This window comes from Sulfitobacter sp. PR48 (genome assembly GCF_028807335.1).
Lineage (GTDB): Bacteria > Pseudomonadota > Alphaproteobacteria > Rhodobacterales > Rhodobacteraceae > Sulfitobacter.
The window spans coordinates 55,194-69,206 of record NZ_JARAMM010000005.1 but is presented as its reverse complement, the minus strand read 5'-3'; the positions used below and the strand labels follow the sequence as shown (position 1 = coordinate 69,206).

Sequence of the window (14,013 nt, the reverse complement as noted above, 5' to 3'; positions counted from 1 at the left end):
GCTGCGGTCAGGCGGGTCTTCCCTGCTGCCGCCGGTAATCCGGCACCGGCAACCCACCGATCCCCCAGTCATCCAGCGCGACCTCGTCGATCACGACAAATGTCGTCGCGGGGTCCTTGCCAAGGACCTCCTGCAACAGATCGGTGACACCCTTGATGAGGCGGCTTTTCTCCTCAGCCGAAGGGCCGGTTCCTTCAGGACCGCCTTCGCGGGTGATCTTGATGTTGACATAGGGCATGGGTCAGTCCTCTCGCGGCAGGTAAGTGAAGGCCTTGGTCACGATGCACCATGCACCGTCATGCGGAACAAGTGTCAGGTAGTCGAGATAGCTGCGCCCCATCATACTCATGCGCGCGGTAACGCGGGCCAGGCGGGGGCTGCCAAAGGCAATCTCGAGGATCGCCTCGTCGCGCGGATCACCGCGCCGGGCGGGCGGCTCGCGCCCGTCGATGCGGGTCATGTAGGTTTCAAGGTCGAGATACAGCTCGTCGCCCTCGGTGGCGCAGACATAGGCCAGTTGCGGATGAAAGACCCGGCGCAACATTCTGCTGTCCGCCTGATGCAGACCTTCGAAATAGACCTCCATCAGCTCTGCAATGCGGTGGTGTTCTGCGGGATTCACTGGATCAATCCTTCGGCTATCATCGCCTTTTGGGCGGAAGGCCGGGCAGCCACGCGATCGACCAACGCGGCAAGGTTCGGCCAGTTCGACAGTTCAATCCCGGTGAAGTTTGCCCAGTTCGCCACAGCAAAGAGGTAGGCGTCAGCGACCGAGAATTGGTTGGCCACGAGCCAGATGCGGCCATCCGAGAGCTGGGCCTCTACCCGATCGAATTTCGTTCCGACCGCGATGCGAGCGGCGGCCTGTTCGTCCTCGGTAGTGCCTGCGCGGAACAACGGGCCAAAGGCCTTGTGCAGTTCGGCGGAAATCCAGTTCAGCGCCTCGTGCAGACGGGCGCGGTCGAAACTCCCCGGCGCCGGTGCCAGCCCGGCCTCCGGATGGCGATCAGCAATCAGCTGCAGAACTGCAGCACCTTCGGTCAGAACGGCACCGTCAGGAAGCCGGAGGGCCGGCACGTAACCATTGGGGTTGATTGCCCGAAAATCCGCGCCGGATTCCGTGCGACCGGTATCGGTATCGACCGCCTCGATTTCAAAGGCCGCACCGGTCTCGTAAAGCGCGATGTGGCTGGCAAGGGGGCAGGCGCCGGGTTTGTAGTAGAGTTTCATCATGGGGTCTCCTGGTCTGGGAATACCCTGTCTCTAGCGCGCATAATGATTTATAGATAATATCGAGTTTTCACATAAATAACCAATATACCTAATCATCATGAAACATCATCAACTGCTCGCCCTGGACGCCGTCGTCGCCACCGGCACCTTTCGCGGGGCCGCAGAACGGCTGAACAAATCGCAAAGCGCCATCAGCCACACGATCCGCCAGCTTGAAGACGAACTGGAGCTGAAGCTTCTGTCGCGCGACACCTATCGCCCGACCCTGACTGCCGAGGGGCGGGTGTTCTACCGCGAAGCCATTCGCGTCCTGACCGAGATGCGGGAACTGAATGCGACCGCCGCCCGGCTCCGCGCACATGAAGAGCCGGAGCTGCGCCTCGCCGTCAGCGCAACCTTGCCGCTGGACCTGCTTTTGCCGGTGCTGGCCGACCTCGGCAAAAGCTTCCCGGCGACGCATCTGCGGCTGTCCACGGAAATGATGGGCGGCCCGCTTGCGCGCCTGATGGAAGGCCGGGCCGATGTCGCGATAGCGACCCTGGACGGTGTGCCGCTGGAGGAGGTCGAGACACGCCCCTTGGCCGTGGTCCAGATCCGGCCCGTGGCCTGCCGCGCGCTGGCCGAACGGCTCGGGCCGGGCACCCTGCCTTTGTCGGTGTTGCAGGCGATCCCGCAGATCGTTGTCTCGGGCACCGCGGGACCCGACGACAGCCAGAGCCGCGACCTTCTGCCCGGTGCCCGCCGATGGACGGTTTCGGACTTTGCCGCCAAGAAACAGGTCATCCTCTCCGGGCTCGGCTGGGGCGGCATGCCGGATCACCTGATCCGTCAGGAAATCGCAGATGGCTCATTACGTCCAATAGCGGTCGATGGTTTCTCTCCGCGGCGTTCTGAAATCTTTGCCATGCGCCGCCGGGAGTCTTCTCCGGGTCCGGTCGCAAATGCCCTTTGGAAATGGGTCTCGGACCGTAACGCGACCCTTTGAATGCGCGGCGCGCCGGCCCGCGCCGGCTTACCTCTGCCGCGGCCCTGGGGGATGAGGTTTTGGCCTGCCGGTCACGGACCAACTCGCAGGACACCAACAGCCCCTCGTGTTAGGCTTTCGCATGAACGATATGGCCACCGTTGCCCATGATCGGCTCGACCATGATCGCCGCAACGCCGCCGTTGAGACCCTTGGTGATCGCCTCCTCCATCAAATAGAGGCAAAGCGCCACCTCATGCGCCGCCGAAAGGGTGAGGCGCGGAGGGTATTCATCGGGGTGGAACACCGGCGAAATGGCGTGAAACGGATTCTTCGGATGCGGCCAGCTTGCGGCCATCGTGGCGATCGACCACCCGCCGTTGCGCTTCCTGTCAGATGTGGGTCACCCTGGGGTCAAAAACCGGCATCGGCCCGCCGAAAACCTGTTCGACGCAGCGGGCGGCCGCCAGCAGGTCCGCCTCGCCCCTCGGCTTGCCGATCAATTGCAGCCCGACCGGCACGCCCTGCGCGTTGAGCCCGACCGGCACCGACATGGCGGGCAAGCCAACAGCTGTCGCGAGAAAGCCGCAATCCAGCCAGTCCATGTAGAAATCCAGATCCCGGCCACCGACCCGGCGCACCCATTCCTCTTCGACCGGATGGGGCATGCAGCCGACGACAGGTGCCGCGAGCACGTCGACCTGCGCAAAGACCGCCCGGGTTTCGTCATAGAGGCGCGAGCGGATGAGTTGCGAGTCGATGATATCATCCATCTGCAGGTTCAGGCCGAACTGCAGGTTGTCCTCCAGCGTCTGCTTGAACCCGCTGCGGATCGCCGGGTCGATGTCGCGCATCAGACTGGCCCAGAGCAGGCCGCGCTGTATGGAATAGGCCCGCCGCATACCTGACAGATCCGGCGCAACCTCCTCGACCGAAGCGCCCGCCTGCGCCATCTTCTGCATCGCCGCGTCGATATGGCTGCGCATGTCGGTGTCGACCGCGCTTTCACCGGACAGGTCCGGCAGGTAGCCGATGCGCAATTTGGTGACCTCGGCCCGGTCTGTCGCCGCAAGATAAGGTGCGGACGCGCGGGGGTAGGACAGCGGGTAGCGCGCATCGAACCCGGTCATCGTGTCGAGGAAGAGCGCGCAATCCGCGACGGAGCGCGCCATCGGCCCCTGCACACCTTCGGTGAGATAACCCGCCTGTGCCGGTCCGCCCGCGACAAGCCCGGGACTGGGCCGCAGGCCCACCACTCCGCAATAGGCCGCCGGGGTTCGCAGGCTGCCACCATGATCCGAGCCCTGGCTGAGCCATGCCTGCCCGACAGCCAGTTGTGCCGCTGCCCCGCCCGAGGACCCGGCGGGGTTCAGGCGGGTGTCCCAGGGGTTCCGCGTGGCGCCGAAGATGGCATTGAACGTATTTGCCCCGGCCCCGAATTCAGGCGTGTTCGTCTTGCCCAGCACCACGCCGCCCCGCGCCTCGATCAGGTCAACCAGCGGATCGGAGGCTTCGGGCACGTAATCGGCCAGACCCGGCGTGCCGAAAGTGGTCCGCACCCCGGCCACCGCAGTCAGATCCTTGATCCCGACAGGCAGGCCATACAAAGCGCCCCGGTCCTCGCCGGGTGTTTGAAGCGCCCCAGCCGCCGCCCGCGCCCGGTCGAAACAGGGTGTCGGCATGGCGTTGATCGCCGGATCTGTCTGGGCGTGCCGGGTCTGGGCCGCCTCGATCAGCTCAAGGGCCGACACGTCGCCCCGGCGCAGAAGATCGACCGCTTCGACCGCGCTGAGCGCGCAGAGCTCGGGACCAGTATAGATGGGGGTTTCGCAGGTCATAGGGTATCTCTTTGTGACGGTTGGGGTGGTCTGGCGCTGGTTCAAAACCGGATCACCCTGAACAACCCGCCGCCGATCCCATGGGCACCATCAGGAACCCGATCAGCGGCGGGAAGATCGCCCGGAGCTTCAAAGGATGAAGTTCTGCCGTGCCTGCAGGAAGCCCGTGTCATAGAAGCGCTTGTACTGCGTCGCCTGACCGACATAGGCATAATAGGCGTCGACGAAACGGCGGTGGAAATCACTCGTCTCCTTCACCTCTTCGATCACCTCGCGGGAGGCGTCCTGGATCGCGGTCCAGACCTCATCGGGGAATGTATCGATGGTCAGGTCCGGCATGGCGCTCAGCTTTTCATAGGCCTGCAAATGTGCATGCAGCGTATCGGCGGAGGACCGGTTGGCCTCGGCCTCGGTCACCGCTTCGACCATGACGCGCTGGCCGTCGGTCAGCGCATTCCAGGCGTCCATGCCGATGCCGAACTCGATGCCGCCGTAAATCTCGACCGGCGAGGGCGCATACATGTACTTTGCGACGTTCTGCAGGCCGAAGGCCAGGTCGTTCGACGGGCCGACCCATTCGGCGCCGTCCAGCGCGCCGGATTGAAGCGCGGCAAAGATGTCGCCCGGTGGAATCGAGGTCGGATTGACGCCGAGCTTGCGCAGCACTTCGCCATAAAGACCGGCAGCGCGGAAGTTCAGCCCCTGCAGGTCGTCGAGCGAGGTGATCGGTTTCTTGAACCAGCCGGCGGTCTGCAGGCCGGAGCCGCCACCGATGAACACTTTGAGATTTCGCGGATTGGTGAATTCGTCCAGCAGTTCCTGGCCGCCGCCGTAATACATCCAGGCATGCATCTCATCGAAGGTCAGCCCGTAAGGTGCGGCCGTGAAGAAGGCATGCGCGATGTCCCGGCCGGAAAACCATGTGCCGGAGCCGTGGTAAACCTCGGCGGTCCCGCTTTCGACGGCTTCCTGGGTGGCAAAGGGTGCCACCAGCTCGCCGGCGCCGAACACTTGCACGTTGATCGCGCCCTCGGTGATCGCGGTGACACGCTCGGCCCAGCGAAGGGCCGAGACGCCGGGCCCGGGCAGGCCGCGCGGCACGGAGGTGACGAGTTTCCAGTTATGCTGCGCCTGGGCGCTGGCGATCCGGGGGGCCGCGAGGGTCACCGAGGCGACGGATGCGGCGGTGATGAAGGCTCTTCTTTTCATTTCTTTATCATCCCTGTTGGTTGGGCCGCTCATTTGTAGATCGTGTCGGGGAGCCAGGTCGCCAGGTCCGGGACCAGGAAGACGATGGCCAGCGCGACGATCTGCAAGAGGATGAACGGCAGGATCCCCTTGTAGATGTCCAGGGTCTTCACGCTCTCGGGTGCGACGCGGCGGAAGTAGAACAGCGCATAGCCGAAGGGAGGCGTGAGGAAGCTGATTTGAAGGTTCATGCTGATCAGGATGGCGAACCAGACCGGATCGACACCCGCCGCCATCAGCGGCGGCCCGGCAATCGGCACGACGATAAAGATGATCTCGACATATTCGATGACAAAGCCGAGCACGAAGATGATCGCCATCACGACCAGCACCGCCGTCATCTCTCCACCCGGCAGGCCGTGCAGGAAGCTCTCGACCATTTGCTCGCCGTGCAGGCCACGGAAGACCAGCGACAGCATCGTCGCCCCCAGCACGATCAGCGTCAGCATGGCGACCATGCTGGCGGTGTCGACAGCGGCGTCCCACATGCCACCGCGCCGCAATTCCTGCAGCAGGGCACTGAGGGTGCCAAGGCACATCACGACCAGCGCCACCAGCCCGATGCCCCCCGCCAGCGGCGAGGCCTGCGCACCGCCGGACAGTTTGACGGCAACCAGCGCGAAGGCGGCGGGCAGTACCGCCATCAACAACAGCATGCGCCAGAGCGGCACGCCGTCGCGGTTCATCGCTGTCATCACCAGCGCCCCCGCCGCGCCAAGCGCCGCGCTTTCTGTCGCCGTGGCCACGCCACCAAGGATCGAACCGAGCACGATCACGATCAGCAGCAAAGGCATGAGCAGGGAATAGGTGACCTCGCGCAGGTCCGGCCGGGTCCGGTTGCCCGCGGCATCACGTGTCACCACCGGCGGGCAGCTGGCCGGGGTCCGGATCGAAGTGAACAGAATGTAAAGGATATAGAGGACCACCAGCAGGAGGCCGGGAATGAACGCCCCGGCAAAGAGATCCCCGACGGAGACAGGTTCGACCGCCCATTCCCCGGCTGAGCGCCGCCCGGCCTGATAGGCTGCCGAGATCTGGTCGGTCAGCAGGATCAGCAGGATGGAGGGCGGGATGATCTGACCCAGCGACCCGGCCGCACAGATGACCCCCGACGCCAGGGATTTCGAATAGCCCGCCTCAAGCATCGCCGGCATCGCGATCATGCCCAGCATGAAGATCGTCGCCCCGATCACCCCGGTGGACGCCGCCAGAAGCGCCCCGACGATGACCACCGCATAGGCCATGCCGCCTTCGCGGTTCCCGAAAAGCGCGCCCGCCGTCAGCATCATCCGCTTGGCGATGCTCGACCGTTCCAGAAGGCCGCCCATCAGGACAAAGAGCGGCACCGACAGAAACACGTCGTTGGTCAGGATGCCAAAGGCCCGCGACGGGAAGGCGGCGAGAAAGCCCAGATCGAACACGCCCAGCACCGCGCCGAGGAAGGCGACCACCGTCGGCACCCCGATCAGCACAAAGGACACCGGCGCACCGGAAAGGATACCGCACAAAAGCGTGACCCCGAGAAGGACAAGCAGGGCACCGCTCATGTCGCATCGCTTTCTTCGCTCGGATTGCGCCGGTAGAGGCGGGGCCGGAGCCCGAGGATCAGGGCGACAACGGCAAGCGTGACAAAAAGCAGCGCCGTGATCGTCTTGAGGATGAAAAAGCCCGGCAGGCCGCCCAGGGTCGGAGAGCTTTCCAGAACCCGCCAGGAGGTCTGTACCATCGGCACCGATTTCCACGCCGCCCAGGCCATAGCCGGGAACAGCAGCCCCAGAAGGGCGAAGCGGTCTATCCAGTCGCGCAGGGCGGGCGGGAAGCGCTGGTTCATCACGTCCACGCGCACGCTTTCATTGCGCAAGAGCACCCCGGCAAGCGGCAGCGAAACGATGAAGAAAAAGAGGTAGGTCAGCAGATCGGTGGCCCATGGCGCGCCGATCGAGAAGACATAGCGCAGGGCCACGACGACGATCTGCAACATCAGCAGCGAGATCACGGCGACAGCCGCCAGACCGCGCAGCGCGCCCGCAAAACTGAAACGGGGTCGGGTCCGGGAACTGCGTGGCGTCGGACCGTTCATCCTACACCCCCAGGGCCATGCCGTCTTTGCGCGGGTCGCTGCCGCCGGTCAGAAGGCCACCGGCCACATCGCGGCGGATCGCCTGCGCCCCGCCCATGCCGACCGGCGGGCGTTGCACCTTGTACCCCATCTCTGCAAGGCGGGCCGCAACACTGTCGTCAAAGCCCTGTTCCAGATCAAGCATGCCGGAGGTGATGTCGAGGAAGCTGCGCGGCGCGTCGATGGCAGCCTGGATGTCCATGCCATAATCAACAAGGTTGGAGACAAAATGGCCGTGGCCCGTCGCCTGATAGGCCCCGCCCATCACCCCGAAGGGCATGGCATATTCGCCGGGTTTTTCCAGCAGACCGGGGATCAGCGTGTGCAGCGGACGCTTGCCGCCGCGCAGCTCGTTCACATGGCCCTCTTCCAGCGTGAAGCCCGCGCCCCGGTTCTGCAGCCCGATCCCGAAACGTTCCGACGCGAAACCGGAGCCATAGGGCCAGAAGATCGAATAGATCAGCGACACGCAAAGCCCGTCGCCATCCACCACGGTGATATAGACCGTATCCTTGTGCAAAGCCTCTGTTCGCGGCTGGATCAGGGTGCCGGCCCGTTTCGGATCGATCTCGGCGGCCAGCGCATCGATTGCCGCCTCGGACAACATGCCGTCGAGGGAAAGCGTCGCGTTGCCCGGATCGCCGACAAAAAGGTTGCGGGCACCGTAAGCCAGGCGTGTGGCCTCGGCTTCCAGGTGAACCCGCTCTGCCCCATTGGGGTCAAGTGCGCCGATATCGAACTTTTCAAGCAATGCCGCGATCAGTAGGGCGGTGGCCCCCTGCCCGTTCGGCGGCAATTCAACCAGATCATGCCCGCGATAGGCGCGCCGGATTGGGGTCACCGCATCGGCGCGGGTCTTGGCAAAATCTTCCGCCGTGTGCAGACCGCCCGCCGCGCGCAGGCTCGACAGGATGTCCTCCATGATCGGGCCTTCATAGAATGCGCCCGCACCGTCCTTTGCGATCAGCCTGAGTGCTTCGGCCTGGCCGGGTGCCACAAAGATATCGCCCTCGCGGTAGGGTTTGCCGTGGTTCAGGAAGTGCTGCCGCCCCGCCCCCTGAAGCCGGTGGCTGAAATGGTCGGCGTCGATGGCGGTGCGGCGATGCACCGGCACCCCGGTTTCGGCATAGCGGATCGCCGGGGCCAGCACCGTGGCCAGGTCCAGCCGGCCCTCTTCCGCGATCAACCGCCCAAAGGCATCGACGGCCCCGGGCACGGTGACGGAATGAACCGAATCGAGCCCGATGGCCTGCATCCCCTGCGCCCGCAGATCCGCCGCGTCCAGCGCCGCAGGCGCACGGCCAGACCCGTTCAGGCCGCGGCTTTCACCGGTCCTGGCATCGTGGATCAACGCAAAGACATCGCCACCCAGCCCGGTCATCGCAGGTTCGCAAAACCCCAGAACGACCGCCCCGGCCACCGCCGCATCCACCGCATTGCCGCCCTGCCCCAGAACCTCGATTGCCGCGCGGGCGCCGAAGGGGTGCGACGTGGCGCACATCGCGCCGGTGGCGAACATCTGCGCGCGGCCGGGGCCGAGATATGCATGGCTCATCAGGTTCTGCCTTTTGCCTTGGGCGCATCCGGCTGCGCCGCCGTCTCTTCAAAGAACTGCTGGAGGGCGATCAGGGCCTGGGCGATATGTTCGCGCATCAGCGCCCCGGCGCGATCCCCATCACCGACCAGCACCGCCTCGGCGATTTCGGCGTGCTGATTATGCGGACGCCCCAAATCGGCATCGTAGCTTTCCATGGTGAACAGCGCGGCGCTGTAAGGGGTGATCTTCAGCCGGGTCTCTTCGGCCACGGTCTTGAGCATCCAGTTGCGCGCGCCGTCATGCAGCAATCCGTGAAATTCGAAATCCATCTCCAGCGCAGCGGAGCGATCCTTGCGCGCGGTGATATCCTCGGACGTGGCGATCAGGGCACGCAGGCGCAACCGTTCGGATTCGTTGAACCGCACGGCGGCGCGGGCGGCACAAAGCGCCTCGATCTCTCCCATGGCCTCGAAAGCCTCGCTCAGCTCGGTCCGATCAAAGCTGCGCACGACCGCCGACCGGCGGGGCCGGATTTCGATCAGGCCGGAGGCGCCAAGCTGTCGGATCGCCTCGCGGATGGGCGTGCGTGACACGCCGAAACGCTCGGCAAGCTTGTGTTCATCAAGGCGGTCTCCGGGTTTCAGTTCCCCGAGAAGAACGAGGTCGGCGAGTTGTTGTCGAAGCGTATGGGGCATGGGTTCTCCTGTCCTCTCTACGCTAGGTCCTGTTTCTGCATTCTGTAAAGCTAAATTGCATACAAAAATGATATTTCGCATACTTATAGAGTTATATTATTGTTTTTATTAAGAATTTTGGAAATCTCTGCCCGGCATCAAAGGCATTTCACCGGTGACAACAGGGAAAAGGGGCGCCCACCGCCCCTGCGCGCGGTCTCCGGGCCAGAATCCGGTGCCCTGCGATGGCAGGGCTTCACTACAGACTTCGACCATGAGCTGATCTGCTTTGAACCGCCTTGCGAGCCAGATCAGGGCGCACTTCGAGATGAATATGCGACTTCGAACCTCTTCACGGCGGAAACACCCGTGAGCCGTCGCCCGATCAAGATGCGTCAATTGGAATTTTCCGCAGGTCGCGGATTGCAAGTCGGTTACAAAAGCCGCCGAAGCGATTCATACCGCGCACCCAAACGTATCGCGGATCATTCGCGGGTTGGAGCAATTGGTCGGAATCCGGCTGTTCAAGCGCAGCAGCGCAGGCGTGAGCCAGACCCCCGCTGGGCAGGCCCTGCCGACCTATGTGCGACCGGGCATGACCCAGATCGAACAGGCGCTCAACCTGTTCGACCTCACAACTCGGTTTCTGGTGTCGAAAGCCGTGAACTTCCCATTCAAACCGGTCTTGCGCAACAAAGCGCATCGCCGGGCTGTGGAGCGGCGATGCGGGACTTTGCTGCCGTCGATCACTGGCACCCAGGCCCGGAACACGCCGTATGCGCCAGGGTACAGGCGTTCTCCTTCCGACCCTCCGCTTGGGCCAACGCCTGACAACTTTTCGGTGCCTTACAGACCTTTCGGATGCGTCAGGAATTCCTCGATCACTTCCGGCGGAGCCTTCACGTAATCTCCGGTGCGGCTGACGGATTGGCCCGTCAATTGTTTCAGACTGACGGCCATCTCCGCCATCTTGATCGCTATGGGGATGCCATTGATGACCGGCGCACCGCCGACATTGTGGTTCTGGAACTGCGCAAAAAGGACCATCGGAATGCCGCCACCCGGGATCACCACGTCGATGCCCTGTTCCACCAGGGGCGCCGCCTGTTTGTCGAAGAGATCCTTGACCTCAAGCGCCTTGTCCGCGTCGCCATAGGCCCCAAGGATCTGACCCGGCTCAAACTTCAGGGAATGAACGCCCGTAACCCGGTCACGCAGGCCGTATTTGCCGATCTGCTGGTGGAACCAGGGGATGAACCGGGGGTTGATCGTCACGATGCCAAGGCGCTGCCCCAGCTGGCAGCACCAGAGCATCGTCGCCTCGCCCAGGCCGATCACGGGGATGTCGACAACGCTGCGCGCTTCGTACAATCCCGCATCCTGAAAATGCCCGACCACAACGGCATCGTAACCTTCGCGTTCTGCCCGGATCACATTGGCAATCATCTCGCGGGCGCAGCGGAACTCGACCAGCGGATGGGCATAGCTGTCGTAAGGTGTGATGCCGTGAATATCCACGGTTGTCCCCGGAGACATGGCCGCGTTCAGGTTCTCGCGCAGGTGCTCCCAGTAGGTGGCACCGTTTTCGTAATCAACATAGCTCTGATACCAAATCTTCATTTTTCTCTCCGTTTCTTACAACCTTGTTGGCGGTCTTTTGGATGTCGCTCAGGATGACATCGCGCTGTTCCGGATTGCATTCAATCACATCGCATCGGCCTGTGCCGCGGTCGCCGCGCTGACAGTCATAAAGCGGTCCATACCATCGGGGTCGAAGGGGCCACTTCGATCCGCGTCACCTTTTCAATCTCACTCGAAACGATGCGTAGTTCATAGCTTATGGATGGCCCGACGATGCCCTGTTCCGCTCTATGTATATGCATAGTTTTATGTATGAAATAAAATACCGTCAAGGGATTGTTTACCGTCGAAGTGTCGCCAACAGCTTTGACACGCACGCTCAGGTCACCTGGCCGGAACTGTCAAGAAACTGGCCGCAAGTGCCGTTCCCGGCTGTCCCGCGACCCGGTAACAATCAGTCACGTTTTGCCGCGGCTCCGCAGGTGGCCGGGTATTAAGACCATCGCGTCTTGCTGCCCGGGCAAGGGCCCGCGGCCTGCCCTGCAGGCGGGCGAACGGCACGAAAGACCAGGAGGAAGAAGCCATGAGTGTTTCCACCAAGATCGATTTCATCTACCTGTCCGAACCGGACATGGTCCGCGCGGGTGTGACCGATATGCCCGCCTGCGTGGATGCAATGGAAGAGATGTTCGCACTCCTGTCCAGGGGCGATTACCGCATGGCAGGCACGAACAACAGCTCGCACGGATCGCTGATCCTCTTTCCCGAAGACTCGCCATTTCCCAACATGCCAAAGCCCACGGTGGACCGGCGGTTCATGGCCATGCCCGCCTATCTGGGCGGCAACTTCGGCACCGCCGGTGTGAAATGGTACGGCTCGAACATCGAAAACCGCGAACGTGGCCTGCCGCGGTCAATCCTGATGTTCATCCTGACAGACACCGACACCGGCGCGCCCCTTGCGCTGATGTCGGCGAACCTGCTTTCGGCCTACCGGACAGGCGCCATTCCGGGCGTCGGCGCGCGCCATCTTGCACGGCAAGATTCACGGGTGGCAGGCATTCTCGGTCCTGGCGTCATGGGCAAGACCTCTCTCAGCGCCTTCATTGCGGCCTGCCCCGGGATCGACACGGTGAAGGTGAAAGGGCGCGGCCGCAAGAACCTGAAAAACTTCCTCGAATGGGTCAGGGAGACCTATCCCCAGGTCACGACGATCCGCGAAGTTGAAACCAATGAAGAACTGGTGCGGGGCTCCGATGTCGTGGCCTATTGTTCTTCCGGCGCGACAGGCGATCCGTCGGCCTATCCGCATGTTGAACGGGACTGGATCAGCCCCGGCACGTTTCTGGCCATGCCCGCACTGGGGAATTTCGACAAGGGCGTCGAAGGGCCGGAGGTGCGCAAGGTGCTGGATTATACCGGCCTGTACGAGGCCTGGTTTGATGAGGTGCCCAAACCGACCCACAATTCGATCCCCGTTGTCGGTATGCGTTTCATGGACCTTGTCGACGAAGGACGTCTGACAATGGACGATCTGGAGGATCTGAGCGACATCGTCGCAGGCATCGCACCCGGGCGCAGGAACGATGAAGAGATCATCATGCTTTCCGTCGGCGGCATGCCGGTCGAGGATGTGGCATGGGGGACGGTCCTTTATCGCAATGCGATCGAGAAGGGGATCGGCGTGAAGCTCAATCTCTGGGATACGCCGGTTCTGCGCTGATGCGTCGGACCGGGACCCGACACGCAGATATTGCCCGATGGAGTCCCGAGACGGGCCTGTCCGATGCCTGTTGCGGGCGGTCCTTGAAAAACCGGCCTTCAGAACGGCCCGTTCTGCCCCCAAACACCAAAAACTAACGTTTTTTCTGCGCTGACCAATAGGCATGGCTCTCTGCGCGGATGGCCTCGTAAGAAGCGATTCGCTGTCGCGCCGCATCGCCCCTGGCCGCCACCAGCTGGGTGATGAGCGCCTCGATAAGAGCCATGGCGCCGGCATAACAGCTGAAGTAATGCGGCGACAGGACAGAGGCGATCATGGTTTCGTCGGCACTGAAGTCCGGTGCGACGATCTCGCTGTCTGAAATCATGATAAGTTTCACACCCTTGCGCCGCGCCAGCTTGCAGGCCTCGATGGTCTCGCGGGAATAGGGGGTAAAGGTCAGGGCGATCATGACGTCCCCCGGCTGCGCGTCGTGCAGCTCGTCGACCGGGCTGTTCATATGTCGCGGGATCAGTTGCAGCGAGGGCAGCGCCATCCGGCCGACATAATGCAGGTAATAGGCCAGCGCATAGGTCGCCCGCACCGCGGTAAGGTAGACCGTCGGTGCCGCCATCAGCATGGTCACCACCCGCTCCATCTGCGCGGCGTCCTGCTGCTCAAGCGTGCGCTGCACGATGCTCATGCTGTTGAGCGCGGCCTCCGCCTGGATGCGCCCCACCTCATCCGCTTCGCGCAGCCGGTCGATCCACGCGGGCTTTTCCATCACACCCGCCGCCGAAACCAGCGCCTGACGGAAGGGTTCGCGCATCTCGTCGTAGCCGCCAAAGCCGAGACGTTCGGCAAGCCGGACAAGGGTATATGTGCTCACGCCCGCCTTCTTCGCCGTCTGCCGGATCGGATCCAGCCCGAAGTCGGACGGGTGATCGACGACATATTTGGCCACGGTGCGCAGCCCTTTCGGCAGATCCGGGATCTGGTCCTTGAGGGTCGCGAGGATGCGGCTGCGCAACGTGGGATCCATGTAAAACGGCTCCTCCGGACATAACATTCGTTATTTTGTGATGATATTGACGGAATTCGTTTTCGCCGCAAGGGT

General features: G+C 63.0%; 14 protein-coding genes and 1 pseudogene. 3 read left to right on the top strand and 12 right to left on the bottom strand.

The genetic code is table 11. From position 1 onward, the window contains the following. Window positions 1-7: 7 nt before the first annotated feature. The 3 genes from PVW51_RS08195 to gstA are packed head-to-tail and all read right to left on the bottom strand — an operon-like array spanning window position 8 to window position 1,233. A complete protein-coding gene (locus tag PVW51_RS08195) occupies window positions 8-238 on the bottom strand; it encodes a tautomerase family protein (RefSeq protein ID WP_274574484.1) in 231 nt (76 codons plus the stop codon). A 3-nt stretch (window positions 239-241) separates the two neighbouring features. Next, complete coding sequence (locus PVW51_RS08190) at window positions 242-622, bottom strand: nuclear transport factor 2 family protein (protein ID WP_274574482.1); 381 nt, start codon at window positions 620-622, stop codon at window positions 242-244. Continuing rightward, window positions 619-1,233 (bottom strand): glutathione transferase GstA, encoded by a 615-nt coding sequence (gene gstA, locus PVW51_RS08185; protein WP_274574480.1) that lies wholly within the window; start codon window positions 1,231-1,233, stop codon window positions 619-621. The genes PVW51_RS08190 and gstA overlap by 4 nt, the downstream gene beginning before the upstream one ends. Before the next feature lie 97 nt (window positions 1,234-1,330). On the opposite strand from gstA, the gene PVW51_RS08180 reads away from it, so the two are divergent. After that, window positions 1,331-2,218, top strand: a complete 888-nt coding sequence (locus PVW51_RS08180) for a LysR family transcriptional regulator (protein ID WP_274574479.1) — start codon at window positions 1,331-1,333, stop codon at window positions 2,216-2,218. Window positions 2,219-2,327: 109 nt separating this feature from the next. On the opposite strand, the gene PVW51_RS08175 is transcribed toward PVW51_RS08180, so the two are convergent. The 7 genes from PVW51_RS08175 to PVW51_RS08145 form a co-directional block, all read right to left on the bottom strand. After that, complete coding sequence (locus tag PVW51_RS08175) at window positions 2,328-2,555, bottom strand: hypothetical protein (protein ID WP_274574478.1); 228 nt, start codon at window positions 2,553-2,555, stop codon at window positions 2,328-2,330. Between the two features lie 34 nt (window positions 2,556-2,589). Continuing rightward, a complete protein-coding gene (locus tag PVW51_RS08170) occupies window positions 2,590-4,035 on the bottom strand; it encodes an amidase (protein WP_274574476.1) in 1,446 nt (481 codons plus the stop codon). Window positions 4,036-4,164: 129 nt separating this feature from the next. Next, window positions 4,165-5,244, bottom strand: coding sequence for a TRAP transporter substrate-binding protein (locus tag PVW51_RS08165; RefSeq protein ID WP_269360697.1), 1,080 nt, complete (start codon window positions 5,242-5,244; stop codon window positions 4,165-4,167). Between the two features lie 29 nt (window positions 5,245-5,273). Continuing rightward, the gene (locus PVW51_RS08160; RefSeq protein ID WP_274574474.1) at window positions 5,274-6,830 is read right to left on the bottom strand and encodes a TRAP transporter large permease; all 1,557 of its coding nucleotides are present in this window, start codon (window positions 6,828-6,830) and stop codon (window positions 5,274-5,276) included. Then, complete coding sequence (locus PVW51_RS08155; RefSeq protein ID WP_274574473.1) at window positions 6,827-7,363, bottom strand: TRAP transporter small permease subunit; 537 nt, start codon at window positions 7,361-7,363, stop codon at window positions 6,827-6,829. Before PVW51_RS08155 ends, PVW51_RS08160 begins: the two co-directional genes overlap by 4 nt. A gap of 1 nt (window position 7,364) precedes the next feature. After that, window positions 7,365-8,957, bottom strand: coding sequence for a gamma-glutamyltransferase family protein (locus PVW51_RS08150; protein ID WP_274574472.1), 1,593 nt, complete (start codon window positions 8,955-8,957; stop codon window positions 7,365-7,367). Next, window positions 8,957-9,634: a GntR family transcriptional regulator gene (locus PVW51_RS08145; RefSeq protein WP_269360705.1), complete on the bottom strand. Its 678-nt coding sequence runs from the start codon at window positions 9,632-9,634 to the stop codon at window positions 8,957-8,959. The genes PVW51_RS08150 and PVW51_RS08145 overlap by 1 nt, the downstream gene beginning before the upstream one ends. 397 nt (window positions 9,635-10,031) lie before the next feature. Between PVW51_RS08145 and PVW51_RS24295 the strand changes: the two are divergent. After that, window positions 10,032-10,520, top strand: a pseudogene (locus tag PVW51_RS24295) (LysR family transcriptional regulator); the annotation flags it as partial. On the opposite strand, the gene PVW51_RS08140 reads toward PVW51_RS24295, so the two are convergent. Continuing rightward, window positions 10,460-11,233 (bottom strand): aspartate/glutamate racemase family protein, encoded by a 774-nt coding sequence (locus PVW51_RS08140; protein ID WP_274574471.1) that lies wholly within the window; start codon window positions 11,231-11,233, stop codon window positions 10,460-10,462. The pseudogene PVW51_RS24295 and the gene PVW51_RS08140 overlap by 61 nt on opposite strands. Before the next feature lie 544 nt (window positions 11,234-11,777). Between PVW51_RS08140 and PVW51_RS08135 the strand changes: the two genes are divergently transcribed. Beyond that, window positions 11,778-12,917: a tyramine oxidase subunit B gene (locus tag PVW51_RS08135; RefSeq protein WP_274574470.1), complete on the top strand. Its 1,140-nt coding sequence runs from the start codon at window positions 11,778-11,780 to the stop codon at window positions 12,915-12,917. A gap of 133 nt (window positions 12,918-13,050) precedes the next feature. Here the strand turns inward: PVW51_RS08135 and PVW51_RS08130 are convergent, their stop codons facing one another. Then, entirely contained in the window at window positions 13,051-13,938 is an 888-nt protein-coding gene (locus PVW51_RS08130) for a MurR/RpiR family transcriptional regulator (protein WP_274574469.1), read from the bottom strand. Between the last annotated feature and the right edge of the window lie 75 nt (window positions 13,939-14,013).

Bases quoted from the DNA above. Each gene is read 5' to 3' on its own strand.
- PVW51_RS08195 (WP_274574484.1), bottom strand. From the start codon at position 238: ATGCCCTATGTCAACATCAAGATCACCCGCGAAGGCGGTCCTGAAGGA.
- gstA (WP_274574480.1), bottom strand. From the start codon at position 1,233: ATGATGAAACTCTACTACAAACCCGGCGCCTGCCCCCTTGCCAGCCAC.
- PVW51_RS08180 (WP_274574479.1), top strand. From the start codon at position 1,331: ATGAAACATCATCAACTGCTCGCCCTGGACGCCGTCGTCGCCACCGGC.
- PVW51_RS08175 (WP_274574478.1), bottom strand. From the start codon at position 2,555: ATGGCCGCAAGCTGGCCGCATCCGAAGAATCCGTTTCACGCCATTTCG.
- PVW51_RS08170 (WP_274574476.1), bottom strand. From the start codon at position 4,035: ATGACCTGCGAAACCCCCATCTATACTGGTCCCGAGCTCTGCGCGCTC.
- PVW51_RS08165 (WP_269360697.1), bottom strand. From the start codon at position 5,244: ATGAAAAGAAGAGCCTTCATCACCGCCGCATCCGTCGCCTCGGTGACC.
- PVW51_RS08160 (WP_274574474.1), bottom strand. From the start codon at position 6,830: ATGAGCGGTGCCCTGCTTGTCCTTCTCGGGGTCACGCTTTTGTGCGGT.
- PVW51_RS08155 (WP_274574473.1), bottom strand. From the start codon at position 7,363: ATGAACGGTCCGACGCCACGCAGTTCCCGGACCCGACCCCGTTTCAGT.
- PVW51_RS08150 (WP_274574472.1), bottom strand. From the start codon at position 8,957: ATGAGCCATGCATATCTCGGCCCCGGCCGCGCGCAGATGTTCGCCACC.
- PVW51_RS08145 (WP_269360705.1), bottom strand. From the start codon at position 9,634: ATGCCCCATACGCTTCGACAACAACTCGCCGACCTCGTTCTTCTCGGG.
- PVW51_RS08140 (WP_274574471.1), bottom strand. From the start codon at position 11,233: ATGAAGATTTGGTATCAGAGCTATGTTGATTACGAAAACGGTGCCACC.
- PVW51_RS08135 (WP_274574470.1), top strand. From the start codon at position 11,778: ATGAGTGTTTCCACCAAGATCGATTTCATCTACCTGTCCGAACCGGAC.
- PVW51_RS08130 (WP_274574469.1), bottom strand. From the start codon at position 13,938: ATGGATCCCACGTTGCGCAGCCGCATCCTCGCGACCCTCAAGGACCAG.